Genomic DNA, 25,978 nt, shown 5'->3' with positions numbered 1-25,978 from the left:
CTGCCGGCCGGTAGGTTACATGCGGTAAATGCCGCCGTTGATATCAATGGTGGCACCGGAGACGAATCCGTCATATTCCGCCGCCAGGAAGGCGATCACGCGCGCCACATCCTGCGGCGTGCCGGCTCTGCCCAGCGGGATTGCGCGGACGGTTTCTTCCGCCGAGGCTTGGGTGGTGTGGCGATCGTGAAAACGCGTGCCGAGGATCAACCCGGGAGCCACCGCGTTCACCCGGACGCCGTGTTCACCCAGTTCCGCCGCCAGCGAACGTGTCCAGGTCAGCACCGCACCCTTGCAGGACGAGTAGACCAGCGAGCCGGAATGTCCGCCGGCGCGGCCGGCCAGCGAGGCCAGATTGACGACGCTGGCGCCGTCTGCTGCCGCCTTCAAGAATGGCAGCGCGCTTTGCGTCACGTTCAGCATGGTGGTCATATTCACATCCAGCACCGTTTGCCAGAACTGGCGGTCGATTTCTCCCAGCCACTTACGGCCGACGATGCCGCCGACGTTATTGATCAAAATATCGATGCCGCCGAGAAACTCCGCCCCGGCGCGCACGCAGCGTTCGGCGTCTGCGGTCTCGATTAAATCCGCGTAGCCATAGGCCGCGCGCTGCCCCAGCGAATGCGCCAACTCTACCAGCGCTTTGGGGCCTTCTTCGCCGCTGTGGTAATGCAAATAAATATCGCAGCCGGCCTGGATCAGCTGTTCTGCCGTGGCCCGGCCGATGCCTTGCTCCGCGCCGGTGATAAAGACTTTCTTGCCGCTAAGATTGCCCATGGTGAATACCTCGTGTTAAGGGGGAAAGTGAGTTACGCCCTGATGACGCCTTCGCGCTGTTTGGCGCAGTAGAAAATGCAAATCAGGCCGGTGACCAGCAGACACAGCGCCAGGAAAACCAGCCCCGGAATGCTGCTGTGGGTAAATTCGTTAAGCACGCCCACCACATAGGGGGCGACAAAGCCACCGATGTTGCCAATGCAGCTCACCACCGCCAGGCCGGCGGCGGCCGACGCGCCCGACGAAATATTGGCGGGCATGGATAAAAACGGCGGAACGGCGGTGTAGATACCGACGGCGGCGAGACATAAGAAAGAGAGCGAGACGAACAGGTTGTATTGGAAGAAGACTACCGCGCCGGCCAGACCGATGGCGGCCATCACCATGCTGATGCCGGCAAAAATGCCGATTTGCCGGGTTTTACTGGCCCACAGGCTCCACGGATAAACCAGCAGCGCCCCCAGGCCATAGGGGATCAGCGCCAGCAGGCTGACGTGGAAAATATCGTTGCCGGAAATGGCGGTAAGGATGGAGGGCAGCCACATGCCAAAACCGTAAATGCCGCAGACCATGCCGAAATTCAGCAGGGCGTAGATCAGATATTTTTTGTTTTTAATACCGTTAAAGAAATCACCCAGCGTTATTTGTGATCCGGATTTGGTACGCTGGTTATTATTCATTAACCAGGCTTTCTCCTCCACGTCAAGGTAACCGACGTCTTTTGGTGAGTTCTTTATGATAAACGGAATAATCAGGCCGATAATAATCGGCGGCACGCCTTCAATAATAAACAGCAGTTGCCAGGGTTCAAGGCCAAACCAGCCGTTGTCAATATTAAGGATAAAACCGGAAATCGGTGAGCCGATGGCGTTGGATAAAGGCTGGACGATAATAAACATGCCCAGAATTTTGGTGCGGTATTTTTCCGGGAAAAATACGGTAAAATAGTAGACCACGGAGGGGAAGAAGCCAGCCTCACAGACACCCAGCATAAAACGGCAGATATACAGCTCCATCGGCGTACGTGCAAAGCCCATCAGGGTGGCGAAGATGCCCCATGAGATAAGGATGCGGGCGAACCAGATACGCGGGCCGAACTTGATCGTGCCGGCATTGCTGGGGATTTCAAACATAAAATAGCCGATAAAGAAAATACCGGAGGCAAAACCGAATGCAGAGGCCGTGAGCCCCAGGCTGTCTTCCAACGCTATGGCGGCATAAGCCATATTGTTACGATCAAGAAAGGCCAGAAAATATAACAGAATCATTAAGGGGACGATATGCAGCGTCAGCTTTCTTATTGCGCTGCGTTCAATATCCTGCGGCGTTCTTTTGTTCATGGTTATTTATCCAAGTTTTGTTTATTGGCGTGTTCCGTCCCCGGCTTTAATGCTCGCCGGTGTTAATTAATAAACGATTGCCTGATGTGATGACGTTGCGTGTTAGCGCATTATTAGTGGGTTATTGGTATTCATTATTTATTCCTATTGATTTACGTATACCGCTGCCGATAACGCAGGGGAGCCCCCAGCGTCGAAATATATCTGTCGCCGTGCCGAATTGGCGCTAATCTTTTACTGACTGACGGCCGATCAAGGTCGGCGGAAAAAGAAATTCACCGGGCGGCAGCAGAGGATCGTTGATGCGTTTAATTAAGCGTTCGACCATCAGCTGCGCCATAGCGGCCAGCGGCGGCATTACCGAGGTCAGTCCCGGTTCGGAAAATCCGGCCAGCGAAATATTGTCGATGCCAACGATGGATATCTGCTGCGGTATGCGCACCCCGGCGGCGCGCAGCCCCGTCATCAGGCCAATGCCCAGCGCATCGTTGATTGCCACAATACCGTCCGGACGGGGCGTCATGGCGAGTATACGGCTTACCAGCGCCCGGCCGAGTTCAAACATCTCCGTATCGCCATATTCACTGCTGGCGTTGCCTTCTATCACCCGTTCATACGCCGGTAGCTGATGGCTGCGCAACGCCGCCAGAAAACCGTCGATTTTATTGCTGCGGCTCAGGGTGAGGGCCGCCTCGGTGGCAAAAACAATCTGCCGGCAGCCACGCTCAATCAGGTGGTTCGCCGCCAGGCGGCCGGCTTCAACGTTGTCCATAGAGACGCTGTCGACCAGCCGGGTATCGGCGGCCATACTGCCGCTAAAACGGTTGTCGTAGCTGACAATTCTCATCCCCTGTTCGGCACAGCGGACAAAGTGCGTTTGGCGGATATCGCTCGCCGCGACGATAATGCCGCGCACGCCGTGGGCGAACATATCGGTGATAAAGGCGCGTTCCTCTTCTTCCTGACGGTATGAATTACCGAGCAGCACGCGGTAGCGGTATGCCCGGGCAGACAGGTCGACCTGATGCGCCAGCGCCGAAAAGCTGGGATTGACAATCGACGGCACCAGTAAACCGATAATCGTCGGCTGCCCGCTAGTGCGCGGCGGCATTCTCTGCGGCCGGTAATGCAGCTCGTCCATCGCTCGCTCAATGCGCAACCGCGTCTCTTCACTCATCTGATGGGCGCGATGATTAAGCAGGTTTGACACGCTGCTGATGGAAACGCCGGCTCGCCGGGCAACGTCGCGAATATTGGCCATCTTGTCGCTATCCTTATGGTTGCCGGCCGCTGCGGGCGGCTTTGCTCCGCCGATAGGCAGCAATCTATAAGGGAAAGGTGGCGCAGGCAAGCGGCAACCGGACAGGGTAAGGCAGCGAATATCGCTTTTGTGAAAACAGTCATGCGCAGCCCCCGGTGTTTACTAAACAGCGGCGGTGCTTTTTACTCTCATTGGCAAATCATGATATCCATGATGGTTACGCGGTTAAATCAGGGGGGGTATATTAGAGTTAGGTGTGTGGATAGTCGATTCACCTATTATCGATACTTTGTAGCTATGCCATACATAGAATATTCTGTTCAGAACGCGATAAGTAGTACGCCCTGGCATAAATGGCGGGGAGCCGTTCCATGACTAATTTATCAGTCATTTCAGTACGGATGCCGGTAAGATATAACCCCGTAATTCCTCCGGGGAAAATCGCGTAACTCCCTGTACACAGAGTATTTTTTGAATGTGGGAGAGCCGTCTGCCAGACTCTCCCGCTTTTGTCGTACAGGCTTACAAATCCTGGGCTGTTGGTCGGAAAATAATCTCGTTAACACCCACATCTTCGGGTTCGCTAATGGCAAAAGCAACCATGCGGGCATAGGTTTCCGGCGGAACGCCAACTTTTCCTACGTACTCCTGATTGACAGCCTGAACGTCTTTATCGCTGATATGCTCGAGCAACTCTGTAGATACCGCCCCTGGAGAGATAATGGTTGCACGGACGTTATAAGCGCAGGCTTCTTTTCTCAGCCCCTCGGTGAGTGCGCGTACCGCATATTTTGTGGCAGAGTAAACGGCGGATGCCGGGAAGACCAGGTGGCCGGCAACGGATGCCGTATTGATGATGTGTCCCGACTTTTGGGCTTTCATATATGGCAGGGCGGCGGCGATGCCATGCAGAACACCACGGAGGTTCACATCGATCATCTGATTCCACTCATTCACTTTAACCTGATCGAGCGGCGATAGCGGCATAACACCGGCATTATTAATCAGTACATCAATGCGACCCAGTTGGTTAACGGCAGTATCAACGAGCTTTTTAACGTCATCTTCACGGGTTACATCGGTTGCTACAGCAATTGCAGTTCCGCCTTGATCATTGATTTCCTTGGCCAACACATCTATACGATCGGAGCGGCGGGCTGCAAGTACCAATTTGGCACCTTTTTTGGCAAGGTGACGAGCTGCAGCTTCACCCATACCGCTTGAAGCACCGGTTATTACAATTACTTTATCTTTAATATTGTCTGTCATCTCAGTTTCCTTAGTACGGGGTTAATTGCTGCTTTGTTGTCACTCACTATTTTGTCCGGTTTTGCAGCCAGTACGCGTACGGAACCGGCAAAACGGGGAAGGTTAAACTCCCGCGCCACTCGGCGCCGGCATGGTGCATAGCGACGGAAGCAAGGCCGTCGGGATGCGTGAGGCGATAATCCTGTTGCGCAGGGTAATATCTTTAAGCGTGTAGGAATCAAACAAATCAGGCATCGACCTCTCATCCATCCAAGTGAAGTATGAGCGTAATCATAGTCCTTTCTTATCCGATGCCCTTGTCATATTCGCCAAAAAAATTGCCTAAAATGATTAATCATTATTGAAAGGTGCAAAGTCGGCTTTGATGATGGTAAATTTAGAAAATCATTAAAATTATCGTTCTGTTGTGCATGTATGGCCACTGAAAATCCGAATTCCGACCAAAAAAATATTGCGGATATGATTGTAGAGATTGCCCAAAACGATGGTGATTATTCTACGGCCATCTCTTCACTCACCATTCATCGCCGTAGTGTGCCCACGGCGCCCGTGCACTGTATTTATCAGATGGGACTGGGCGTTGTGGTGCAGGGAGCGAAAGAGGTCATGCTGGCGGGGAAACTAACCCGGTACAGCGCAGGTGAGTCTATGCTGACCACGATAGATCTGCCAGTGGTCTCCCATGTTACTCAGGCAAGCCAGGATGAGCCCTTTCTGGGGTTGGTGCTGACATTTGATCCCCGGACTGTGGTACAGACTGCTGCGCTTATGCCTTCGGCGAAGCCTGTAAGAGAAACATTGCTTAATCCGCTGTCTGTTGAGCCTCTGGATGAAGGGGTAACGGGCGCTTTGCAACGTCTGATAAAGCTCTTGGCCGAGCCGGACTTAATCGGCCCGATCGCGCCGCTCATCGTACAGGAAATTATTATCCGCTTATTGGCCAGTAATCATGGCCCCCAGCTCCGGCATCTGGCAACGGCAGGCTCTCCGGGGCAGAATATTGCCAGGGTGGTTGGCTGGCTTAAACAGAATTTCACGCGTTCTGTCTGCATAGATGAATTGGCCGCGAGTGCCTATATGAGTCCATCCACGTTTCGGCAACATTTTCGGGCGGTGACGGGGGTGAGCCCGCTACAGTACCAGAAGAAGCTCCGGCTACAGGAGGCCAGACAACAGATGCTGAGCAAGCATCTGGACGCCGGCAGCGCTGCTTTAATCGTTGGTTATGAAAGTGCTTCGCAGTTTAGTCGCGAATACCGCCGGGAATTTGGTGAATCTCCGCAGCGTGACATTAAACGTATGCGTTTACATGGCGAGTGATGCGGATACAGAAACGTAATCGCTCGTTCACTCTCGGTGATATATCCGCAACCAGTCAGAACGGGATTGCCCTTATCCCCTTAACGCGCTGTCGGCTCGGCATTTAACAAGGCAGGGGATTTTACCGGCCAGCTGAAGCGGAAACTGGCGCCGCCGAGCGGGCTGGCGTCGACGAAAACCTGCCCCTGATAGGCAACGGCAATGGAGTGCACGATGGCCAGCCCCAGGCCGCAGCCGCCGGTGGCGCGGTCGCGACTGGGGTCCAGGCGTACAAACGGTTCGAAAATACGCTGGCGCTCATCCGGCGGAATGCCCGGCCCGTCATCTTCCACCTGCAGGCAGGCGATGTCGCCGTCAAACCACAGGCCGATGCGCAGGCGCCGTTGCGCATAGCGCAGCGCGTTGTTTACCAGGTTATCCAGCACCCGCTCCATCAGGCGCAGATCCACGCCGCCGAAGTCGCCGCGATGGGGGATATCCAGTGCAATATCGCGCTCGGGATGCATCAGCCGCAGATCTTCCGTTTTGTCCTGCAGCCAGCCGGGCAGGTCGATCGGTTCAATATTCAGCGCCACCTGCGGGCGGTCGAGGCGCGCATAGGTCAGCAGCTCGTCGATCAGCGATTCCAACTGGCCGATATCGCGGTTCAGTGCCTGCTGTTCGCCGTCGGACAGGTTATCGCTCATCGCCAGCCGGTACCGCAACCGCACCAGCGGAGTGCGTAATTCGTGAGCGATGCCGTCAATCAGCTGCTTCTTACTGGCGATCAGAGTGTTGATATTGTCCGCCATCTGATTGAACGCCACGCCGAGCCGGTTCAGGCTGGAAGTGGGATCAAAATGGGTGCGCTCGTCCAGATGTCCGGCGCCGAGGCGCTGCGCGGCGTTTTCCAGCTTCAGCAGATCCTGCCAGTGCGGGCGCATCCACAGAAACACCGGTAGCGCCAGCGACAGGCCAATCAGCAGCAGCACCACCAGATCCAACAGCCGCACCTGATGCAGATAGAACAGATAGGGAATGGGGCCGACCACCAGCACGTAGTGGCTGCGCGGAATGCGCTGCATAAAGGTGTACTGATCGTCCAGCGCGATGATTTCCCCCAGCCGCAGCCGCTTTTTCATCTCATCGCTCAGTTTCTGCTTGCCCAGTGGCTCAATGTGCAGCTGGAAGGAGAGGTTGAGATCCAGCGTATCAATGGTTTTGTTCCAGTCCTTGAGCGGAATTTCCCGCAGTTCGCTGCGCATCAGGTACAGCGAGCTTTTCATCAGGTCGTCCATCGACTGGCGGCCGGCGCGTTCGGCGGTCACCTTGTACACCAGCCCGACCAGCATCGCCATCACCAGAAAGCAGACGAACAGCAGCAGGAAGAACTGTACGAAGAGTTTTCTCATGGCTGCGCCTGTTCCCAGGCGTTGGGGGCGAACAGGTAGCCTTTGTTGCGTACGGTTTTGATGCGGAAGGGGTCCAGCGCATTGTCGTACAGCTTGCGGCGCAGGCGGGAAATCGCGACGTCGATGCTGCGATCCAGCCCGTCATAGCTGACGCCGCGCAGGTTTTGCAGCAGCGCCTCCCGGTCCATAATCTGCCCGGCGTGGGTCGCCAGTTCCCACAGCAGGTCAAAGTCCGAGGTGGAAAGGGTGATGGTCTCGTCCGCCAGCGTCACCTGGCGGTTGACCGGGTCAATGCACAGCAGGCCGAAATGCAGCGCGTTGTGCGGCGTCAGGGCGGCGGGATCTTCATGCCCTGCGGCGCCCTGACGCAGATGCAGGCGCAGGCGCGCCAGCAGCACCGCCGGCGGCGTGGTTTTCAAAATATAGTCGTTGGCGCCCATTTCCAGCGACAGAATATGGTTCATATCGCTGTCAAGCGACGTCAGCAGCACAATCGGGCCGTGAAACTGCGGCCGCAAATCGCGGCACAGCGTCATGCCGTCTTTGCCGGGCAGCATAATATCCAGCAGCACCAGATCCGGCTGCTCCTGCGCAATGCGCTCCAGGGCGGTGTCGCCGCGCGGTTCGACCAGGACGTCAATATCATGCTTGCCCAGATAGGCGGCGATTAATTTACCGACGTCGGCGTCGTCTTCTACAAAAACAATTTTGTGCATTTTTTCCGGGGAGTTATCAGCAAGACGGCATTCAGCATAGCGCGCCGCTGTACGTTGCGCCATGCTCCGCTCGGCAACGATCAGCGCAGCGGACGGCCGCCGTCGACGCCGTGGGTGCGGCCGGTTACATAGCGGCTGCCGAGCAGGTAATGCACCAGGTCGACCACTTCGCTTTCGCCGGGAGCGACTTTCATCAGCGACTTTTGCAGCGCCTGCTGGCGATAGGCTTCATCGTCGCCGGGGTTAAAGATAATCAGCGCCGGCGCAATGGCGTTGACCTTCACCTCCGGCGCCAGCTTGCGGGCGAACGAGCGGGTCATATTATCCAGCGCCGCCTTGCTGGCGGCGTAGGCGATATGCTTATCGCTGCCTTTCTCCACCACGTAATCCGTCAGGTGGATAATATCGGCGCCGGCCTGTCCCTGACCGCGCAGGCAGGGCTCCAGCAGCTGATTCAGCAGATAAGGGGTGTAAACGTGGATTTGCAGCATCGACGCCATCACCTGCTCCGGCGGCGTCTGTGGCGATTCGGCCTGCCAGGCGCTGGCGTTATGCACCAGCGCCCGCAGTTTAGGTGTGGTTTCCCGCACCTGCGCGGCAAACTGGTAGATGCCGTCATGGGTGGAAAAGTCGGCTTGAATGCAGGTGGCGCCCAGCGATTTGAGTTCGGCGAGCGCCGGATAGTCACTGCGGTAGGCGACGATTACCGGCACCTGGCGCTGCAGCAGCGATTTGGCCAGCGCCAGGCCGATGCGGCGGGCGCCGCCGGTGATCACTACCGGCGCAGAGTCATAGGGTTCCATCGATTAAAGCTCCTGAACAGGCTGGCAAACAATAGGGGAATTATGCCATTATACGGCGTAAAATCGTTATAGCTTCGCATCGATTATCCATTTCAGGATGTAATATACCCTAAATATCCAGGGCGACAGGTATACGCTGGCCAAAAGAGGAACTGAGGGGATGAGTAACGGTCACCTTGCATCCGTCGCGCGCAGTGAAACAATCTGCTTTGACTACATGGAGTTTCTGTCTGCATCGTGCAAGAAGCACTGGCGCTTTATTGATGCAATTTACGGCGTTATGCCTATTTTTGGCATGGTGCTGAAATCACGCGTGGTATCCACGCAAACGCGTACAGAACAGTTAAAAGAGTTGGCTTTGCAGGTGGTGTCCACCCAGGTCAGCGATGAAACCAATATTGTGCGTCTGATCGATCTTGGGCAACAGCAGGGGTTGGCGGTATTTGATATTCTGCTGCCTTATGCGCTGGATAAAGCTCAACTGGCGGCGATTCAGCAGGAGTGTGCGACAAACGTGGTATTAACGCAGGTGGGTGAGCGCATCACCATCAGCACGCAGGAAAAATGACCGGGTGTTTTCACCCGGCCGTCCTCACTCATTACTGCAGCATAAACCAGCCGGCCGGCACGGTGGCCAACAGCAGCAGCAGAATGCTGCTTCTTTCCAGCTTGTTCAGCAATTTCACGTCATCATGGCCGCGACGGGCATAGATAAACACCAGCAACCCCGGCGCGTACAGCAGCACCGACATCAGCAGATGCATCAGCCCTGAGGCATACAGCAGCCAGATGCCATACAGGCAGGCGCCGCTTGCCGCCACGATCAGGCGTTTGTCATTGCGCTGCCGCGCCACTTTGAACAGGAAGGCGCCGACCAGGAAATAGGGCACCAGAATCATTTCCGAGGCGATGGTCAGCAGCGAGTTATAGTTGCTGCTGGTAAACCAGATCAGCACCAGCGCAATCTGCACCGCGCCGTTGGTCAGCCACAGCGAGGCGGACGGGGCGTGGTTTTTATTCTGCCGGCGGAACACTTTCGGAAAGGCGCCGTGCTGCGCGGCCAGCAGCGGTACTTCGGCCGCCATAATGGTCCAACTCAAGTAGGCGCCGCACACCGAGATAATCAGGCCGACGGCGATAATCACATCGCCCCACGGGCCGAGCAGATCGACCATCATCACCGCCATGGACGGGTTGCGCATCTGCGCCAGTTCGCTGCGCGGCACCACGCCGAGCGCCAGCAGCGTCACCAGCAGGTATACCGCCAGCGCGGACACCACTGCCAGCATGGTGGCCAGCCCGACATCCTTCTTGTTGCGCGCCCGTGCCGACACTACCACCGCGCCTTCCACGCCGATAAACACCCAAAGAGTGATCAGCATGGTGTTTTTTACCTGCTCCCACACCGGCTTGCCGAGCGCCACGCCGGTAAAGTCGAGGGTGAATACGTCCATTTTAAAGGCGATCACCGCCAGCACGGCAAACAACCCGAGCGGCAGCAGCTTGGCCAGCGTGGCGGCCAGGTTGATGCTGGCGGCGGTCTGCACGCCGCGCAGCACCAGCGCATGCACCACCCACAGCAGAATGGATTCCCCCACCAGCGCCTGCCAGGTGTTGCCGTCGCCGAAGATTACCGCGCCGCCGCGGTCGGTGAAAATGCTCAGCGCGGCGAAGACGATCACCAGATAAGAGACATTGGCAATCACCGCGCACAGCCAATAGCCCCAGGCGGAGCAGAAGCCGACCAGCTCGCCGAAGCCTTCTTTGGCATACGTAAAGATACCGCCATCCAGATCGGGACGCAGCCGGGTCAGCAGCAGCATGGCGAAGGCCAGGAACAGAATGCCGACGCCGGTAATGCCCCAGCCGATCAGCAGGGCCGCCGGGCTGGCGACTTCCGCCATATTTTGCGGCAGGCTGAACACGCCGGCGCCGAGCATGGAACTGAGCACCAGAGCGGTTAATGCGAGTAGACCTAATTTTTTTTCCAATGAAGGATCCCGAATACAGAATAAACAGCTGGAGAGCGCCGATTGAGCAGTAAAAACAGGGTGACGATCACCGTGCGTTTAGACAATTAGCCCTGAAAAACGGCGCAGATTCTACGGACGGACGCAGCGGGATGCAATGATTGAATATGCGGAACGGTTAAAAAATTATTCAGTCGTGACGGAAAGAAAAACGGGCAGCGCCAGGGCTGCCCGTCGGAAGGGGTAAAACGCGGTTTATTTGAACAGATCGGCGCTGACGGTCAGGTTGCCGCCGCTCTTGTTCTGCCACTGGCGGGTGACGTGATAGTACTTGGCGCCTTTGGCGGCCGCACGCTTCGCCACTTCGGTGGAGACGTCGGTCATGCTGTTGAAGTGGCCGGTAAAGGTCACGGAGTCAAACGGCTGCATTTGCGCGGCGGTCACATTGTTTACTTCCTGGATTTTGGTGCCGTCGGCCAGGGTGACAGTGTAACGTTTGCCGGTTGACGACTGCGTTTCGAAGAAGCGGCCGACTTCACGGCTTGGTGAGCCGGAAGAGGCGACGCCCGGGATCTCTACCTTCGCCGCGGCGGCACCGCCGGCGGCCAGCGCGGCTTTACCGGCTTCGGAGTCGGCCGGGATCGCGTTCGGGCTCTGCACGATGCGTTTTGGCGCATCGGCTTTATAGACGTAAGCGGTGACGTATTGGTTGCCGCCCTTGTTAGCGTCAACCTGACGGACGATAAAGAAGGAATCGGCGCCTTTTTTCTTCGCCTGCTTGGAGATGGCGTCGTTGACGTCCGGCTGGCTGCGGAAGAAACCGCTGACGCTGACGGTATCATACGGCTCTAACTGGTAGGCCTTGTCTTTCGGCAGCTCTTTCACGCCGTTGAATACGCGATAGTTGCTCTTCTCTACTTCCGGCGCGTCGCTGTGGTAGATGTCCGCCGTTACGCGCCAGTTGCCGCCATTGTTACTATTATTAATATCTTGAATATAGAAAGCGTCTGCGCCCAGTTTATCGGCGCGGCGAGAGACGGCGGTGGCGGCTTCGTTGATGGCGTTGAAACGGCCGGTGATGGTGATGCGATCAAATGGCTTGATAGCCGCCGCTTTCTCAGGCGTTAACTCTTGCGCAGCATGAGCGGACAGCGCGGTAAGTGATAACAAGGCTGATGCGATGATCGTGTTCTTCAGCTTCATAAAAAATCCTTTCGCCTAGCGCATTAACGTTTATAACGTGCTGAACTGTTGAGGTGTTATTCAGCCATTGATTATTACATGTAATCTTGGCAGGTGTCTCAGCATTTTATGTCATCGCCTGAGACAAATCTGTTAATGGCGTGGCGTTCTTTTTCATCGTCTTCGGATATAAGCATCCATAATAAAGATTTTGTTTGAATAAGCATTGTTTATTCACATTTTTATAACTTTTATGCCGCATTGCCGCAGAGTACTGTGCCTGCGCAGATGGCTCACGGTAAGAAAACTGCCTGTTTTCATTAGGACTTTGGTTATTTTTTTCAGAGAAAATTGCGCTCTGTCATGTCGCTGCATGCATTTTTATGTAAAAACTCATCCGATGGGTTAAGCAAACGTAGATCATCGATCCTATTTTCAGTAGGTTATAGGTAACGCCGCCATTTATCCGCCGGCACGCTTCGGCAACGGGTCAATGGACGGCGTTATCACTATGGGGTTGGAAGATAATAAGATCATAATCCGGAAGGGAATATTATGCGTATTGGTGTACCTAAAGAACGGTTGGCCAATGAAGCGCGCGTCGCAGCTACGCCGAAAACGGTGGAGCAACTGCTGAAACTGGGTTTCAGCGTCGCTATCGAGCACGATGCGGGCAAACTGGCAAGCTTTGAAGATGTCGCTTATCAACAGGCAGGCGCGACGGTGGCCGACGCCGCAGAGGTGTGGCAGTCGGATCTGATCCTGAAGGTCAACGCGCCGCAGGAAGAGGAAATTGCCCTGATGCGCGAGGGGAGCACGCTGGTCAGCTTTATCTGGCCGGCGCAGAACCCTGAGCTGATGGAAAAACTGGCGGCGCGGCGTATTACCACGCTGGCGATGGATTCTGTGCCGCGTATTTCGCGCGCGCAGTCGATGGATGCGCTGAGCTCGATGGCCAATATCGCCGGCTACCGCGCCATCGTAGAGGCCGCGCACGAATTTGGCCGCTTCTTCACCGGGCAGATCACCGCCGCCGGTAAAGTGCCGCCGGCGAAAGTGATGATTATCGGCGCCGGCGTCGCCGGTCTGGCGGCTATCGGCGCTGCCGGCAGTCTGGGAGCGATCGTCCGCGCCTTTGACACCCGCCCGGAAGTGAAGGAGCAGGTGCAGAGCATGGGCGCGGAGTTCCTGGAGCTGGACTTCGAGGAAGAGGCGGGCAGCGGTGACGGCTATGCCAAGGTGATGTCCGAAGCCTTTATCAAGGCGGAGATGGCGCTGTTTGCCGCGCAGGCGGAAGAGGTGGATATTATCGTCACCACCGCGCTGATTCCGGGCAAGCCGGCTCCGAAGCTGATTACCAAAGAGATGGTCGCCAGCATGAAGCCGGGCAGCGTGGTTGTCGATCTGGCGGCGCAAACCGGCGGCAACTGCGAACTGACCGTCGCCGATCGCATCATCACCAGCGACAACGGGGTGAAAATCATCGGCTATACCGATCTGCCGAGCCGCCTGCCGACCCAGTCCTCTCAGCTGTACGGCACCAACCTGGTCAACCTGCTGAAGCTGCTGGCGAAGGAGAAAAACGGCGAGCTGGATATCGACTTTGAAGACAGCGTGATCCGCGGCGTGACGGTGGTGCGCGACGGCGATATCACCTGGCCGGCACCGCCGATTCAGGTTTCCGCCCAGCCGAAACCGCAGGCGCAGGCCGTGGAACCGCCGGCCAAAGAGGAGAAAAAACCGATTTCGCCGTGGCTGAAGTATGGCCTGATGGCGCTGGCCGTGGTGCTGTTCGGCTGGCTGGCGGACGCCGCGCCGAAAGAGTTCCTGTCGCACTTCACCGTGTTTGCGCTGGCCTGCGTGGTTGGTTACTACGTGGTGTGGAACGTCAGCCACGCGCTGCATACGCCGTTGATGTCGGTCACCAATGCGATTTCAGGCATTATTGTGGTTGGTGCCCTGTTGCAGATTGGCCACGGCGGCTGGGTGAGTTTCCTCTCCTTTATCGCCGTGCTGATTGCCAGCATCAATATTTTTGGCGGATTCACCGTCACTCAGCGCATGCTGAAGATGTTCCGTAAATAAGGGGTAACCAATGTCTGGTGGATTAGTTACAGCAGCATACATTGTTGCCGCTATTTTATTTATCTTGAGTCTTGCGGGGCTGTCGCGTCATGAAACCTCCAAGCTGGGCAACCGCTTCGGCATCGCCGGGATGGCGATTGCGCTGATTGCCACCATCCTCGGGCCGGACGCCGGCAACGTGGGTTGGATCATTATCGCGATGATTATCGGCGGATCGATCGGCGTTTATCTGGCGAAGAAGGTGGAAATGACCGAAATGCCGGAGCTGGTGGCGATGCTGCACAGCTTCGTCGGCCTGGCGGCGGTGCTGGTCGGTTTTAACAGCTATCTGGACCATGGCGCGCCGATGGAGCCGGTGATGGAGAATATCCATCTGAGCGAAGTGTTCCTCGGCATCTTTATCGGCGCGGTGACCTTTACCGGTTCCATCGTGGCATTCGGCAAGCTGCGCGGCAAAATTTCCTCCAAGCCGCTGATGCTGCCGAACCGCCATAAACTGAACCTGGCGGCGCTGGTGGTCTCTTTCCTGCTGATGGTGATGTTCGTTTCCAGCGACAGCGTAGGGCTGCAGGTGTTTGCACTGCTGGTGATGACGGCGATCGCGCTGGCGTTCGGCTGGCATCTGGTGGCCTCGATCGGCGGGGCGGATATGCCGGTAGTGGTGTCAATGCTCAACTCCTATTCCGGTTGGGCGGCGGCGGCGGCCGGCTTTATGCTGAGCAACGATCTGCTGATCGTGACCGGCGCGCTGGTCGGCTCCTCCGGCGCCATCCTGTCTTACATTATGTGTAAGGCGATGAACCGTTCGTTTATCAGCGTGATTGCCGGCGGTTTCGGCACCGACGGTTCGTCTACCGGCGAGGCGGAAGAGATGGGCGAATACCGGGAAACTACGGCGGAAGAGGTGGCCGAACTGCTGCGTAATTCCAGTTCGGTGATCATCACGCCGGGCTATGGGATGGCGGTGGCGCAGGCGCAGTATCCGGTGGCGGAAATCACCGAGAAACTGCGCGCCCGCGGCATTAACGTGCGCTTCGGCATTCACCCGGTCGCCGGCCGTCTGCCGGGCCATATGAACGTGCTGCTGGCGGAAGCCAAGGTGCCGTACGACGTGGTGCTGGAAATGGACGAGATCAACGACGACTTCGCCGATACCGACACCGTGTTGGTGATCGGCGCCAACGACACCGTTAACCCGGCGGCGCTGGAAGATCCGCGCAGCCCAATCGCCGGCATGCCGGTATTGGAAGTGTGGAAGGCGCAGAACGTTATCGTGTTTAAACGCTCGATGAATACCGGCTACGCCGGCGTGCAGAATCCGCTGTTCTTTAAAGAAAACAGCCAGATGCTGTTCGGCGACGCCAAAGCCAGCGTGGATGCGATTAAAAACGCGTTGTAATCGTCAGGCGTCGGCATGATGAAAACTGCAATGCCGGTCACGTTACGTGGCCGGCATTTTTTTGCGGTCAACCGCCTGGCCGCCTATGCTGAGTAGTTCAGCAACAGTGCATGAAGGGGAGCGCGTATTACGCGCGCCATTGAGTGACAATGTCACCGATAAGCTGCCTGAGGTGAATGATGAAAGCGAGAATTTCCGTGCTGACGCTGGCCGTTGCCGATCTGGAAAAATCCCTGGCCTTTTATCGTGACGGTCTGGGCCTGCCGACCGACGGTATTATCGGCCGTGAGTTTGAACACGGCGCGGTGGCGTTCTTCGAACTATCCGGCGGGGTCAAACTTGCCATCTGGGCGCAGGACGACCTGGCGCACGACACCGGACTGGCGAAAACGCCCATTAGTTCGACCGCCTTTTCCATCGGGCACAACGTCGCCAGCCGGGCGGAGGTTGATGCCATCATGACGGCGGCGCAGCGCGCCGGGGCCGGGATCGTCAAATCTGCGCAGGGGACGTTTTATGGCGGCTATGCCGGCTACTTTCGCGACCCGGACGGGCATCTATGGGAAGTGGTGTGGAACCCGCACTGGGCCTTGCCGGACGACTGAAGCCCGCCAGGCGGCATGTCGCCGGCGTTCATCAGGGCAATCCCGGCGTGCGGACGGGTAAAAAATGCGGAATTTGACGCCAGATAGGCCATAATTTGTGCAATCCAACACATCAGATCACAATTAAGGGGCGTAATGCGGTATCTTATGTCCCGATTTCATCCATTTAACGGATCCTAGACCCAATATGATTATCAAACCTAAGGTTCGCGGCTTTATCTGCACCACCACTCATCCGGTGGGTTGTGAAGCCAATGTTCGTCGTCAGATTGCCTATACCAAACAGCAGGGCGCTATCGCTGATGGCCCGAAACGCGTATTGGTTATCGGCGCCTCCACCGGTTATGGTCTGGCCTCCCGTATCGCTGCGGCTTTCGGTAGCGGCGCGGCCACTATCGGCGTGTTCTTCGAAAAAGCCGGCACCGAAACCAAGCCCGCAACTGCCGGCTGGTATAACTCCGCCGCGTTCGACAAGGCTGCCAAAGAAGAAGGCCTGTACGCGAAAAGCATCAATGGCGATGCGTTTTCCAACGAATGCCGCGAAAAAGTGATCGAACTGATCAAACAGGACCTCGGCCAGATCGATCTGGTGGTTTACTCGCTGGCTTCTCCGGTGCGTAAAATGCCGGAAACCGGCGAAGTGGTGCGTTCTGCGCTGAAGCCAATCGGCGAGGTGTACACCACCACGGCGATTGACACCAACAAGGATCAGATCGTCTCCGCCACCGTTGAACCGGCGACGGAAGAAGAAATTGAAAACACCATCACCGTGATGGGCGGTCAGGACTGGGAACTGTGGATGTCCGCGCTGGAAGGCGCCGGCGTTCTGGCGGAAGGCGCGAAATCCGTGGCTTACTCCTATATCGGCACCGACTTGACCTGGCCAATCTACTGGCACGGTACGCTCGGCCGGGCAAAAGAAGATCTGGACCGCGCAGCGACCGCTATCCGCGGCGATCTGTCCGCTAAAGGCGGCACTGCACACGTAGCGGTGCTGAAGTCCGTGGTGACCCAGGCTTCCTCCGCCATTCCGGTGATGCCGCTGTATATCTCCATGGCTTTCAAAATCATGAAAGAGAAAGGCATCCACGAAGGCTGCATGGAGCAGGTCTACCGCCTGATGCGCACCCGTCTGTACGGCGGCGACAAGGCGCTGGACGACCATCAGCGCATCCGTATGGACGATTGGGAACTGCGTGACGACGTGCAGCAGGCCTGTCGCGACCTGTGGCCGTCCATCACTTCGGAAAACCTGAGCGAGCTGACCGACTACACCGGTTACAAGCAGGAGTTCCTGCGCCTGTTCGGCTTCGGTCTGGAAGGCGTGGACTACGATGCGGACGTCAACCCGGACGTGCGCTTCGACGTTATCGAGCTGTAATTCTCAGCCAGACGTCAACAGGGCCCCGCGGGGCCCTGTTTTGTTTATGACTGGCGTGTTGCTCTAGTCCTCATCGTCATGCTCATCATCTTCATCGGCCTCAATCGGGCAGTTGAAGTCTTCCGGCTTGATCACCAACAGGTCGCATTTCAGATGGTCGATCACATGTTCAGCGGTGTTGCCGATAAAGGCGGCGGAGATACCGGTGCGCCCCAGGGTGCCCAGCACCACCACGCCGGCCTGCAGGTGCTCGGCCAGATCCGGAATCACTTCTTCCGGCAGACCTTTCTCGACGTGGGTAAACTCTTCATTGATGCCAAATTTCTGGCGTAGCGCCTTCATCGCGATCAGATGCTGGCCGCGAATGGCGTCGTTGTAAACGCTGGGGTCAAAATCGGGAAGCTCGATGGCGATATTGATCGGCGTAACCGGGTAGGCGCCGACCAGATGGACTTCCGTTTGGTTAACGTTTTCCGCCAGTTCGACGGTTTCCTGCACCAGACGGATATTGAGCGGATCGTGGTACGGCTCTTCGCTGGACAGGTTGACCGCCACCAGCGCCTTGCCGCCTTCCGGCCAGGGTTGGTCTTTCACCATCCACACCGGACACGGACACTTACGCAGCAGATGCCAGTCGGTCGGGGTAAAGATTACCGATTCCAGCCGGTCATGCTGATGCGCCATTTTCAGTAGTAAATCATGCTGTCCGTTCAGCACTTCTTGAATAATGGCCTCAAACGGACGGTTGTGCCAGACCACTTTGATTTCGATGGGCACGCCATCTTCCAGATAAAAGCGACACTGTTCCTTGATCCATGCGGCGCGCTGGCTGATAACGCCCTGGCGCATTGCCGTACGTTCATCCGGCGACAGCAGGGTGGTCATTTCGTAAGAGAAGTCATAGATAGGAAGGAAGGCCTTGATGCGCCCGCCATTCCGCTTGACCAGGTATACCGCCCGGCGCAGCGCCGGCTGGTCATCCTGGTTGGGGTCAATAGCCACCAGAAGATTCTGATACATCGCCATTAGGGCCTCCTTACAGCTGAAATCAACAGTCTGTTAATTTACAGAGTAACCCAACATTGAAAAACAGAACAGCGGAGAGAGGATGAGCCGGATCAATAATTAGAAATTATTGATCCGGCGATGGTATCAGACGGCAGCGACGCTGATGCGCGGGGTGCCGGCCAGTTGCGACAGGGCATCCGCATTCTCGATGGTAATGTATTTGCCTTTGACGCTGAGAATTTCGTTTTTCTGGAAGCGGCCCAGCAGGCGGCTGATGGTTTCTACCGTCAGACCGAGGTAGTTGCCGATATCGCCGCGCGTCATGGTCAGGCGGAACTCGCGCTGCGAGAAACCGCGTTCGGCAAAGCGGCGCGACAGATTATAGACAAACGCCGCCAGACGCTCTTCCGCGTTCTTTTTCGACAGCAACAGGATCATGTCCTGATCGCCTTTGATCTCGCCGCTCATCAGGCGCATGATCTGCTGGCGCAGATTCGGCATTTTACCGGCCAGATCGTCCAGCGTTTCGAACGGGATTTCGCAGACCATCGAAGTTTCCAGCGCCTGGGCAAAGCTCGGATGCTTCAGCGAGCCGATGGCGTCAAAGCCGACCAGATCGCCGGCCAGATGGAAGCCGGTAATCTGCTCGTCGCCTTGTTCGGTAATGGTGTAGCTCTTGATGGTTCCTGAACGGATGGCATACAGGGACTTCAGTTCATCACCAGCCTTGAACAGCGTTTGACCCTTTTGGATCGGCTTTTTCCTTTCAATGATGTTGTCGAGCTGGTCAAGCTCATGGGCATTGAGGGTGAAAGGGATGCACAGCTGGCTGATGCTGCAGTCCTGACAGTGGATCGCACAACCACCGGACTGGATACGACGGATCACGCGTTTTTCAGGGATCATAGATTACGCTCACGCAATAATTGATATGCGTCAATTTTAACATCTTTTGCGGCAGGTTATAAGGGTATCAATAGGAAGAATAGGGGCATAGTGTGCGATATTTAATCATTTCGCTGTGCTTTTATGCTGTTCGCGAGCAAACTATATGATTTGAAATGAAAAGCCGCACACGGGCCGGTGCGCGGCTTTAAAAACGCTACAGCAAATCTTTTGGTAAAAAGCCTTCGTGTTTCAGCAGCCACTGTTTGCGCGCCACGCCGCCGGCATAGCCGGTCAGCGCGCCCTGGGAGCCAATCACCCGATGGCAGGGCACCACGATGCTGACGGGATTGGAGCCGTTCGCCATGCCGACGGCGCGTGAGGCGGTCGGTCGTCCGATACGTTTTGCCAGCTCGCCGTAGGTGATGGTTTCCCCGCAGGGAATGCGGCGCAGCTGCCGCCAGACGGTGCGCTGGAATTCACTGCCGGCGGTCATGACCGGGATATTGTTGATGACCTCCAGCTCGCCGGCAAAGTAGCGCTGCATCAGGCTGCTCAGACCGCCGGGGTCACGCTGTTCCTGTAGTTGGAAACCGCCGCGGCGGTAATGGGTATTCAGCAGCTTGATCAGCTTGTCGTAATAGTCGCTCCAGTCGACGGCGCGCAGCTGACCTTGCTCATCGGCAATCAGCACCAGTTCACCTATCGGCGTAGGCATCCGGTCAATTAAAAATGTCTGCATACGTTCACTCCTCTTCACTGATGGGCCGATTATTACATGAAACCACGCGCGGCGATGGCGGCTTTCGGACATTAACCTGCACATTACCCACAAGGGATTAGCAGGGTTGCGCGCGTATTTTTGAATCAGGCTCAAAGCCGGACTATGCTCAATAAAGCCTGATGCCTTTTTCACCGCCCGGGACGTGCGGCGGGGCGGGAGGTTTAATTTTTTCGTCATCTTTCTGACATGTCGCAGTCATACCGCTGGCTTAACTTTGCTGCGACTAGGCCAAGGAGATAACACGATGTTTAGCTTGGACACTTTGCTGCAAGACGCTTTTCCGCATCGCAATCCCCCCGCCTGGCAGCGTAGCCTGCTGAGAAATCTGCTCTTCGAAAAAGAATTCAAACAGTTTGCCGCCGACTATCCGCATCTGCGCGGGCTTGACCTGGTTGAGCAGGTGGTGGACTACTTCAACCTCAGCTGTGAACTGGTGGACGGCGATCTGGAGAATATCCCGAGCCAGGGGCCGGTGGTGCTGGTGGCTAATCATCCGATAGGCTCGCTGGACGGCCTGGCGCTGCTGCGCGCCGTGGCGGCGGTGCGTCAGGATGTGAAAGTGGTCGCCAGCCAGGTGCTGAGCTATATCGAGCCGCTGAGCAGCCTGTTTGTCCCGGTCGACAATGTGGCGTACAAGACCAGCCGTCAGCAGATCCAGGCTATGCAGCAGCAGTTGGAACGGCAGGGCGTGCTGATTATGTTCCCGGCCGGAGAGGTATCGCGCATCAGCCCGCAGGGGATCCGCGACGGCCACTGGCATACCGGCTTTCTGCGGCTGGCGGCCAAAGCACGGGCGCCAATCGTGCCGATTCATATCAGCGCCCGCAACAGCAGTCTGTTTTATCTCGCCTCGCTGGCGTATCGCCCTTTGTCGACGCTGCTGCTGGTGCGCGAAATGTTCCAGCAGCGCGGCGGCCGCATCAAAATGCGTATCGGCGGGCGGATTCCGTTTAACAGCTGGCACGACGGCCACACCAGCGCCCGCGATCTGGCCGAACGTTTTCGCCGCCATGTGTACCGCCTGGGCCAGGGGAAAAGCGGCCTGTTTGCCAGCGAGTCGCCCATTGCCTTGCCGGAAGATCGCCAGGAACTGAAAAAAGCGCTGAAAGCCTGTGAACAACTGGGAAAAACTCCCGATGGCAAAGCGATTTTCCTCTATCGGCGGCAGGATGACGCGCGCTCGCCAATCCTGCGGGAATTGGGGCGCCTGCGGGAGATTGCATTCCGCGCGGTGGGGGAAGGCTCCGGCCGCCGCCGCGATCTGGACAGCTACGACGACGACTATTATCACCTGGTGCTGTGGGATGAAGAGGCGCTGGATATCGTCGGCGCCTACCGCTTTATTCCCACCGGCGAACAGCTGGAACGCAAAGGGCTGGCGGGCATCTACAGCAACAGCCTGTTTGATTATGACCGCGATATGATGCCGATACTGGCGCAGGGCATTGAGCTGGGCCGCAGCTTTATTCAGCCGACCTATTGGGGCAAACGCGGGCTGGACTATCTGTGGCTGGGCATTGGTGCTTATCTGGCCAAATACCCGCAATATCGCTATCTGTTCGGGCCGGTGTCGATCTCCGGTGGCATGCCTGTTGCGGCGCGGGATCTGCTGATTGCCTTTTACCGGCTCTATTTTGCCTCTGACAATCCGCTGGCCCAGTCGCGTCAGCCTTATCCTGCTTCGCTGCCGCAGGTGCTGGCGCAGTTTGCCGGCGATGACTATCAGGGCGATCTGGTTCGGCTGAAAAGCCTGCTGAATAACCTGGGTTGTTCGATTCCGACGCTTTACAAACAGTACAGCGAGCTGTGCGAGCCGGGCGGCGTACAGTTTATCGATTTTGGCACCGATCCGGCCTTTAATAACTGTATCGACGGGCTGGTGCTGGTCGATCTGTCCAGACTCAAACCGGCCCGCTATCAGCGCTATATCGCCATCCATCAGCCGGCACACCGCCAGCGCATCACGCCTTAACCCGTTGTCCTGCCGTTTACGCTGCTCCTGACAAAAGAATAGTCAGGGGCACGCGTTGCTTCGCCTGCCGCTGCCTCACCCGTAAATACGTAACTAGCAGATATTTCTTTATTTAGATGTAAAAATATGTAAATTTGACTTTAAGATTATTCGCAGTAATGATAAGCGTAAGGAATTTGTAAGTATGAGTGAAAAAGTCAGGAGAGACGAGTGGAGCAGCTCAATAACGGACTGTTTATCAAGCAAGAGCGTTTTGAAGTTCTGGCCATTTTGCGAGATATCTACAAGCAGCGCACGCCGATGCGCATCGCTAATCAACAGCAACAATTCTTTTACAGCCAGCTATTAAGCGTGGGCGCCGGCAATATCGTCTTTGACTGCAGCGATTGTCAGCAGTGCACCGGCGGTCAGCTGCAGGTGGTGATTGAAGGCTATGACGCCAAAATCGAGTTTTTGGTCGATAGCGCCGAGCGGATACGTCATCAGGAAAACGAGGCATTTTCTGCCCAACTGCCGAAAGAACTGAAGTACATTCAACGTCGCCGCCAGCCGCGGATTACTACGCCTTACTGGCGCGATTTCTATTGTCACGGCGATTGCCCCGACGGTTCGCCTCTGCAATTGCGCATCCATGATATTTCCGTGGGCGGCGTCGGCCTGCGCCTGGACGGCGAGGTTCCGTCGTTTCTGCACCCCGGCTTTATGTTCCACAAAGTCCAGCTGAACCTGGACAGTTACGGCACCTTCAAAGTGAATATGGAACTGCTGGCGATCTCCGACGATCACGACGTCAGCCCGGAAAATGAAGAGGATAACCGGCATTTTTCCCGCCTTTCCTGCCGTTTTACCGATGTCAGTCCTGCCACAATGCGCAAATTACAAAGCGCGGTGTATGCATTCGATCTGGACTTCAACAAAAAGAAAAAACGTTGAGCGGCGCGGCGTGCCGCGCCGGCCTGCTTTATTCTGACGCCGACAGACGGCCAATTTCTCCCCAACCGTAACGAGCCGCCTCCGTCAGAGCGGCACATACCTCTTCAATCGCGTGATAAACGGCGTTCTCCGCCGGTTCGCCGGCCAGCAGCCGGCTGACCAGCAGCGCGGTAAACATATCGCCGGTGCCTTTGACGTTGGCGTCAATTTTGCGATGGCTGATGGATCTGGCTTCCTCGGCGGTAACCCACAGCAGACCGATCTCCTGTGGATCGGCCCGCTGGTCGGGGACGCTGGTTACCAGCACCCAGCGGGTGACATCATTCAGCAGCGCCCGCGCGGCGCGTATGGTCTGTTCCGGGCTGGTCAGCGTTTCACCGCAGATCTGCTCCAGCTCAAAGCCGTTGGGCGTCAGCCCGTCGGCCAGTTGCAGGAATGGTGACCGGTAGCTGTCGACCAGCCGCTGGTTGACGTAAACCCCTTCGCCGTAATCGCCCATTACCGGGTCAATCACGATCAACACCTGCGGATTGAGTTCTCTGACGCGCCGCAGCCAGTTCGCCAGCAGTTGACATTGGCTGTCATTACCCAGATAGCCGACAATGACCGCACGCGCCCGCTGGGCCACACCGCGCGCCAGCAGATCGTCGAGAAAGCCGCCGAACCAGTCGTCGGGGATCACGCCGCCGTGCGGCGGGCCATAATAGGGCGGACAGCCGAATAACACCGTCGGCACCTGCAGCGCCTGTAACCCCTTGGCCAGCAGAGTGCGGTAGGCAATGCCGTTGCCGACGCTGCCGTAAATGACCTGTGACTGAATGCTGATCACATCGATCGGCGCAGGCGACAAAGAGGAAAACTGTGGCATGGGCGCTTCCTTAACCGAAAAAGAGTTTACGGTTGATTATCGCGCCGTGCGCGGCAATAAGCGATAGCAAGATAGCAAGATAGCAAGATAGCGGGGAGTGGGGCGACAGCAGAAAACATCGGCAACGGCCGCGCGTGACGCGGCCGTTCGGGGTCAGGATTCCAGCCAGTTCTTCAGGCGGATGGCGTCACTGTAGTGGCCATAGCGCTGCTGTGAACCCAGCAAAATCATCACGATCGGCTGGCCCTTAATGACCGTGCGCACCACCAGACAGTGGCCGGCCTCGTTGGTGTAGCCGGTTTTTTGCAGCCGGATATCCCAGGCATGATTGTTAATCAGACCGTTGGAACTGCGGTACACCAGTTGGCCGCGGCCGGGGTGCACAATCTGCTGCTTATCGGTGCTGAAGGCGCGAATGGTCTGATAGCGGTAGGCGTGCTTCACCATTTTCAGCAGATCGCGCGCGGTGGAGACATTGCGCGGCGTCAGCCCGGTCGGATCGCGGAAACGGGTGTTTTTCATACCGATCTGGCGCGCCTTGCGGTTCATCCGGGCGACGAATGCCGGACGCCCGCCGGGATAGTAACGGCTCAGCGCCGCCGCCGCGCGGTTTTCCGACGACATCAGCGCAATATGCAGCATATCGCGTCGGCTGAGGACGGAGCCGACGGTCAGACGCGAGTGGGTTTTCTTCAGTAAATCACGGTCGGCGCGGGTCACCTTTATTTTATTGCCCAGCGGGCGTTTATTATCCAGCACCACCATGGCGGTCATCAGTTTACTCAGTGAGGCAATCGGCATACGTCGGTTGGCCTGTTTCTGATACAGCGTCTTGCCGGTCTTGGCATTGACCACCAGAGCGGCGCGGGAGTGCAGAGCGAGCGGGGCGGAAGCCTGTGCAATAGAGACTGTGGACAGCATGACGCAGGCGGCTGCGACGGCTATCAGCCGGCGGGAAAGAGAATTAAACAATGACATGACACCGTGACTTTTGACTAAAACGATTAACAGATACCGTCATGAGTCTGCCGAGCAAATGTGGAGAAAATAGGGGGAACGGGGCGAGGTTTTGAGCAAACGCCCCACGCTTAATAATAAGCAGGCTACTTTTCTGCGGCCACCGCTTCGCTGACCAGTTCGCGAAAACGGCTGACGATGGGTGAGTGTCGGTTGCCGCGCAGCGCCAGATACAGCGGCGCGGCCAGGTCATCGGCATCGCGGATGGCGCGATAAACGATGCCGTCGCCGCCAAGGCGGCGCATCGACGCCGGCACGATTGACAGCCCCAGGCCGGCACCGACCAGGCTGAGCGTCGCCGGCAGGCGCGGGGCCTCCTGCACGATGCGCGGGCTGAAGCCGGCGCGGTAACAGGCGGCGAGGATGGCGTCGTACAGCCCTTGTCCCGCCGGGCGGCGGTAAAGAATAAATGCTTCATGGGCCAGCGCCGTCAGCGGCAGCGGCGTCTGGGCATTGTCAGCCAGCCGGTGGCCGACCGGCAGGGCGATCAGCATACTTTCGCGCAGCACCGGTTCAATACTTAAACCGGGAATTTCACTGACCGGCGAACGCACAAAGGCCGCGTCAAGCCGCTCGTCAACCAACGCATCCATCAACTCCCCGCTGCCGGCCTCTTCCAACTGTGTGGCGACGTCCGGCAGGATTTCGCGGTAGCGGCGCAGCAGGTTGGGCACGAACGGGTGCAGCGCCGCCGAGCTGGTAAAACCGATGGCGATATGCCCCTGTTCACCGCGGGCGGCGCGGCGTACCGCATCCCCCAGCGTTGCGGCGCGTGCCAGCAGCGCCCGCGCCTCACGGAGCAACACATCGCCGGCGTCGGTGGCGCGCACGCCGCGCGGCAGGCGCTGCAGCAGTTGCACGCCCAGTTCCTCCTCCAATCCCTGCAGCAGGCGGCTGAGCGGCGGTTGCTGAATGCACAGCCGTTCGGCGGCGCGGGTAATATTGCCTTCCTCAACCACGGTGACAAAGGCTTTCAGCCGGCGCAGTTCAATCATATCAATACCCTCAA

The 25,978-nt window shown here is 57.1% G+C and carries 23 protein-coding genes; 8 read left to right on the top strand and 15 right to left on the bottom strand.

What is annotated here, in order from left to right; genetic code table 11:
• Positions 1-15 precede the first annotated feature (15 nt).
• The 4 genes from HF675_RS12625 to HF675_RS12610 form a co-directional block, all read right to left on the bottom strand.
• Positions 16-780 carry an SDR family NAD(P)-dependent oxidoreductase gene (locus HF675_RS12625; protein WP_105231074.1) on the bottom strand — a complete coding sequence of 255 codons (765 nt, stop codon included), beginning with the start codon at positions 778-780 and terminating at the stop codon, positions 16-18.
• A 32-nt stretch (positions 781-812) separates the two neighbouring features.
• Complete coding sequence (locus HF675_RS12620) at positions 813-2,120, bottom strand: MFS transporter (RefSeq protein ID WP_187043130.1); 1,308 nt, start codon at positions 2,118-2,120, stop codon at positions 813-815.
• Positions 2,121-2,346: 226 nt separating this feature from the next.
• The gene (locus HF675_RS12615; RefSeq protein ID WP_105231075.1) at positions 2,347-3,381 is read right to left on the bottom strand and encodes a LacI family DNA-binding transcriptional regulator; all 1,035 of its coding nucleotides are present in this window, start codon (positions 3,379-3,381) and stop codon (positions 2,347-2,349) included.
• A gap of 522 nt (positions 3,382-3,903) precedes the next feature.
• The gene (locus HF675_RS12610; protein WP_105231076.1) at positions 3,904-4,650 is read right to left on the bottom strand and encodes an SDR family oxidoreductase; all 747 of its coding nucleotides are present in this window, start codon (positions 4,648-4,650) and stop codon (positions 3,904-3,906) included.
• A 414-nt stretch (positions 4,651-5,064) separates the two neighbouring features.
• On the opposite strand from HF675_RS12610, the gene HF675_RS12605 reads away from it, so the two are divergent.
• Positions 5,065-5,970 carry an AraC family transcriptional regulator gene (locus HF675_RS12605; protein WP_105231077.1) on the top strand — a complete coding sequence of 302 codons (906 nt, stop codon included), beginning with the start codon at positions 5,065-5,067 and terminating at the stop codon, positions 5,968-5,970.
• An 80-nt stretch (positions 5,971-6,050) separates the two neighbouring features.
• On the opposite strand, the gene rstB is transcribed toward HF675_RS12605, so the two are convergent.
• The 3 genes from rstB to folM form a co-directional block, all read right to left on the bottom strand.
• Positions 6,051-7,361, bottom strand: a complete 1,311-nt coding sequence (gene rstB / locus HF675_RS12600; protein ID WP_111737129.1) for a two-component system sensor histidine kinase RstB — start codon at positions 7,359-7,361, stop codon at positions 6,051-6,053.
• Positions 7,358-8,077: a two-component system response regulator RstA gene (rstA, locus tag HF675_RS12595; protein ID WP_105233330.1), complete on the bottom strand. Its 720-nt coding sequence runs from the start codon at positions 8,075-8,077 to the stop codon at positions 7,358-7,360. Before rstA ends, rstB begins: the two co-directional genes overlap by 4 nt.
• Positions 8,078-8,157: 80 nt before the next feature.
• On the bottom strand, positions 8,158-8,880 hold the full coding sequence (gene folM / locus HF675_RS12590; protein ID WP_111737128.1) for a dihydromonapterin reductase: 723 nt from the start codon (positions 8,878-8,880) through the stop codon (positions 8,158-8,160).
• Between the two features lie 160 nt (positions 8,881-9,040).
• Here folM and HF675_RS12585 point away from each other — a divergent pair, with 160 nt between their 5' ends.
• Entirely contained in the window at positions 9,041-9,448 is a 408-nt protein-coding gene (locus HF675_RS12585) for a hypothetical protein (RefSeq protein WP_105231080.1), read from the top strand.
• Positions 9,449-9,479: 31 nt separating this feature from the next.
• Here the strand turns inward: HF675_RS12585 and HF675_RS12580 are convergent, their stop codons facing one another.
• Both HF675_RS12580 and ydgH read right to left on the bottom strand, forming a co-directional pair.
• Complete coding sequence (locus HF675_RS12580; protein ID WP_105231081.1) at positions 9,480-10,871, bottom strand: amino acid permease; 1,392 nt, start codon at positions 10,869-10,871, stop codon at positions 9,480-9,482.
• A 234-nt stretch (positions 10,872-11,105) separates the two neighbouring features.
• Positions 11,106-12,053, bottom strand: coding sequence for a DUF1471 family protein YdgH (ydgH, locus tag HF675_RS12575; protein WP_105231082.1), 948 nt, complete (start codon positions 12,051-12,053; stop codon positions 11,106-11,108).
• Between the two features lie 534 nt (positions 12,054-12,587).
• Here ydgH and pntA point away from each other — a divergent pair.
• From pntA to fabV, 4 genes are all read left to right on the top strand, one after another.
• Positions 12,588-14,117, top strand: coding sequence for a Re/Si-specific NAD(P)(+) transhydrogenase subunit alpha (gene pntA / locus HF675_RS12570; protein WP_111737127.1), 1,530 nt, complete (start codon positions 12,588-12,590; stop codon positions 14,115-14,117).
• A gap of 10 nt (positions 14,118-14,127) precedes the next feature.
• Positions 14,128-15,516 (top strand): Re/Si-specific NAD(P)(+) transhydrogenase subunit beta, encoded by a 1,389-nt coding sequence (gene pntB, locus HF675_RS12565; protein WP_054305037.1) that lies wholly within the window; start codon positions 14,128-14,130, stop codon positions 15,514-15,516.
• A 176-nt stretch (positions 15,517-15,692) separates the two neighbouring features.
• Positions 15,693-16,121, top strand: a complete 429-nt coding sequence (locus HF675_RS12560) for a VOC family protein (RefSeq protein WP_197710659.1) — start codon at positions 15,693-15,695, stop codon at positions 16,119-16,121.
• A gap of 187 nt (positions 16,122-16,308) precedes the next feature.
• Complete coding sequence (gene fabV / locus HF675_RS12555) at positions 16,309-17,502, top strand: enoyl-ACP reductase FabV (protein ID WP_187043129.1); 1,194 nt, start codon at positions 16,309-16,311, stop codon at positions 17,500-17,502.
• 63 nt (positions 17,503-17,565) lie between these two features.
• On the opposite strand, the gene uspE is transcribed toward fabV, so the two are convergent.
• The 3 genes from uspE to ogt form a co-directional block, all read right to left on the bottom strand.
• Complete coding sequence (uspE, locus tag HF675_RS12550; RefSeq protein WP_105231086.1) at positions 17,566-18,528, bottom strand: universal stress protein UspE; 963 nt, start codon at positions 18,526-18,528, stop codon at positions 17,566-17,568.
• Between the two features lie 126 nt (positions 18,529-18,654).
• A complete protein-coding gene (locus tag HF675_RS12545; protein WP_105231087.1) occupies positions 18,655-19,416 on the bottom strand; it encodes an FNR family transcription factor in 762 nt (253 codons plus the stop codon).
• A 196-nt stretch (positions 19,417-19,612) separates the two neighbouring features.
• A complete protein-coding gene (ogt, locus tag HF675_RS12540; RefSeq protein ID WP_187043128.1) occupies positions 19,613-20,137 on the bottom strand; it encodes a methylated-DNA--[protein]-cysteine S-methyltransferase in 525 nt (174 codons plus the stop codon).
• 286 nt (positions 20,138-20,423) lie between these two features.
• Between ogt and HF675_RS12535 the strand changes: the two genes are divergently transcribed.
• Positions 20,424-22,151, top strand: coding sequence for a lysophospholipid acyltransferase family protein (locus HF675_RS12535; RefSeq protein WP_187043127.1), 1,728 nt, complete (start codon positions 20,424-20,426; stop codon positions 22,149-22,151).
• A 210-nt stretch (positions 22,152-22,361) separates the two neighbouring features.
• The gene (locus HF675_RS12530; RefSeq protein WP_187043126.1) at positions 22,362-23,084 is read left to right on the top strand and encodes a flagellar brake protein; all 723 of its coding nucleotides are present in this window, start codon (positions 22,362-22,364) and stop codon (positions 23,082-23,084) included.
• 28 nt (positions 23,085-23,112) lie between these two features.
• On the opposite strand, the gene pdxY is transcribed toward HF675_RS12530, so the two are convergent.
• The 3 genes from pdxY to HF675_RS12515 form a co-directional block, all read right to left on the bottom strand.
• A complete protein-coding gene (gene pdxY / locus HF675_RS12525) occupies positions 23,113-23,952 on the bottom strand; it encodes a pyridoxal kinase (protein WP_105231091.1) in 840 nt (279 codons plus the stop codon).
• A gap of 153 nt (positions 23,953-24,105) precedes the next feature.
• The gene (gene pbpG / locus HF675_RS12520) at positions 24,106-24,873 is read right to left on the bottom strand and encodes a D-alanyl-D-alanine endopeptidase (protein WP_232251680.1); all 768 of its coding nucleotides are present in this window, start codon (positions 24,871-24,873) and stop codon (positions 24,106-24,108) included.
• 182 nt (positions 24,874-25,055) lie between these two features.
• Positions 25,056-25,970, bottom strand: a complete 915-nt coding sequence (locus tag HF675_RS12515; protein ID WP_105233332.1) for a LysR family transcriptional regulator — start codon at positions 25,968-25,970, stop codon at positions 25,056-25,058.
• Positions 25,971-25,978 lie beyond the last annotated feature (8 nt).

Origin of the sequence: Serratia sp. JUb9, assembly GCF_014298095.1 — a bacterium.
Lineage (GTDB): Bacteria > Pseudomonadota > Gammaproteobacteria > Enterobacterales > Enterobacteriaceae > Serratia_B > Serratia_B rhizosphaerae.
The sequence above is the reverse complement of the archived record's forward strand: the minus strand, read 5'-3'. Positions and strand labels throughout refer to the sequence as shown.

Coding starts and splice junctions, on each gene's coding strand:
- HF675_RS12625 (WP_105231074.1), bottom strand. CDS start 780: ATGGGCAATCTTAGCGGCAAGAAAGTCTTTATCACCGGCGCGGAGCAA.
- HF675_RS12620 (WP_187043130.1), bottom strand. CDS start 2,120: ATGAACAAAAGAACGCCGCAGGATATTGAACGCAGCGCAATAAGAAAG.
- HF675_RS12615 (WP_105231075.1), bottom strand. CDS start 3,381: ATGGCCAATATTCGCGACGTTGCCCGGCGAGCCGGCGTTTCCATCAGC.
- HF675_RS12610 (WP_105231076.1), bottom strand. CDS start 4,650: ATGACAGACAATATTAAAGATAAAGTAATTGTAATAACCGGTGCTTCA.
- HF675_RS12605 (WP_105231077.1), top strand. CDS start 5,065: ATGGCCACTGAAAATCCGAATTCCGACCAAAAAAATATTGCGGATATG.
- rstB (WP_111737129.1), bottom strand. CDS start 7,361: ATGAGAAAACTCTTCGTACAGTTCTTCCTGCTGCTGTTCGTCTGCTTT.
- rstA (WP_105233330.1), bottom strand. CDS start 8,077: ATGCACAAAATTGTTTTTGTAGAAGACGACGCCGACGTCGGTAAATTA.
- folM (WP_111737128.1), bottom strand. CDS start 8,880: ATGGAACCCTATGACTCTGCGCCGGTAGTGATCACCGGCGGCGCCCGC.
- HF675_RS12585 (WP_105231080.1), top strand. CDS start 9,041: ATGAGTAACGGTCACCTTGCATCCGTCGCGCGCAGTGAAACAATCTGC.
- ydgH (WP_105231082.1), bottom strand. CDS start 12,053: ATGAAGCTGAAGAACACGATCATCGCATCAGCCTTGTTATCACTTACC.
- pntA (WP_111737127.1), top strand. CDS start 12,588: ATGCGTATTGGTGTACCTAAAGAACGGTTGGCCAATGAAGCGCGCGTC.
- pntB (WP_054305037.1), top strand. CDS start 14,128: ATGTCTGGTGGATTAGTTACAGCAGCATACATTGTTGCCGCTATTTTA.
- HF675_RS12560 (WP_197710659.1), top strand. CDS start 15,693: ATGATGAAAGCGAGAATTTCCGTGCTGACGCTGGCCGTTGCCGATCTG.
- fabV (WP_187043129.1), top strand. CDS start 16,309: ATGATTATCAAACCTAAGGTTCGCGGCTTTATCTGCACCACCACTCAT.
- uspE (WP_105231086.1), bottom strand. CDS start 18,528: ATGGCGATGTATCAGAATCTTCTGGTGGCTATTGACCCCAACCAGGAT.
- HF675_RS12545 (WP_105231087.1), bottom strand. CDS start 19,416: ATGATCCCTGAAAAACGCGTGATCCGTCGTATCCAGTCCGGTGGTTGT.
- ogt (WP_187043128.1), bottom strand. CDS start 20,137: ATGCAGACATTTTTAATTGACCGGATGCCTACGCCGATAGGTGAACTG.
- HF675_RS12535 (WP_187043127.1), top strand. CDS start 20,424: ATGTTTAGCTTGGACACTTTGCTGCAAGACGCTTTTCCGCATCGCAAT.
- pdxY (WP_105231091.1), bottom strand. CDS start 23,952: ATGCCACAGTTTTCCTCTTTGTCGCCTGCGCCGATCGATGTGATCAGC.
- pbpG (WP_232251680.1), bottom strand. CDS start 24,873: ATGCTGTCCACAGTCTCTATTGCACAGGCTTCCGCCCCGCTCGCTCTG.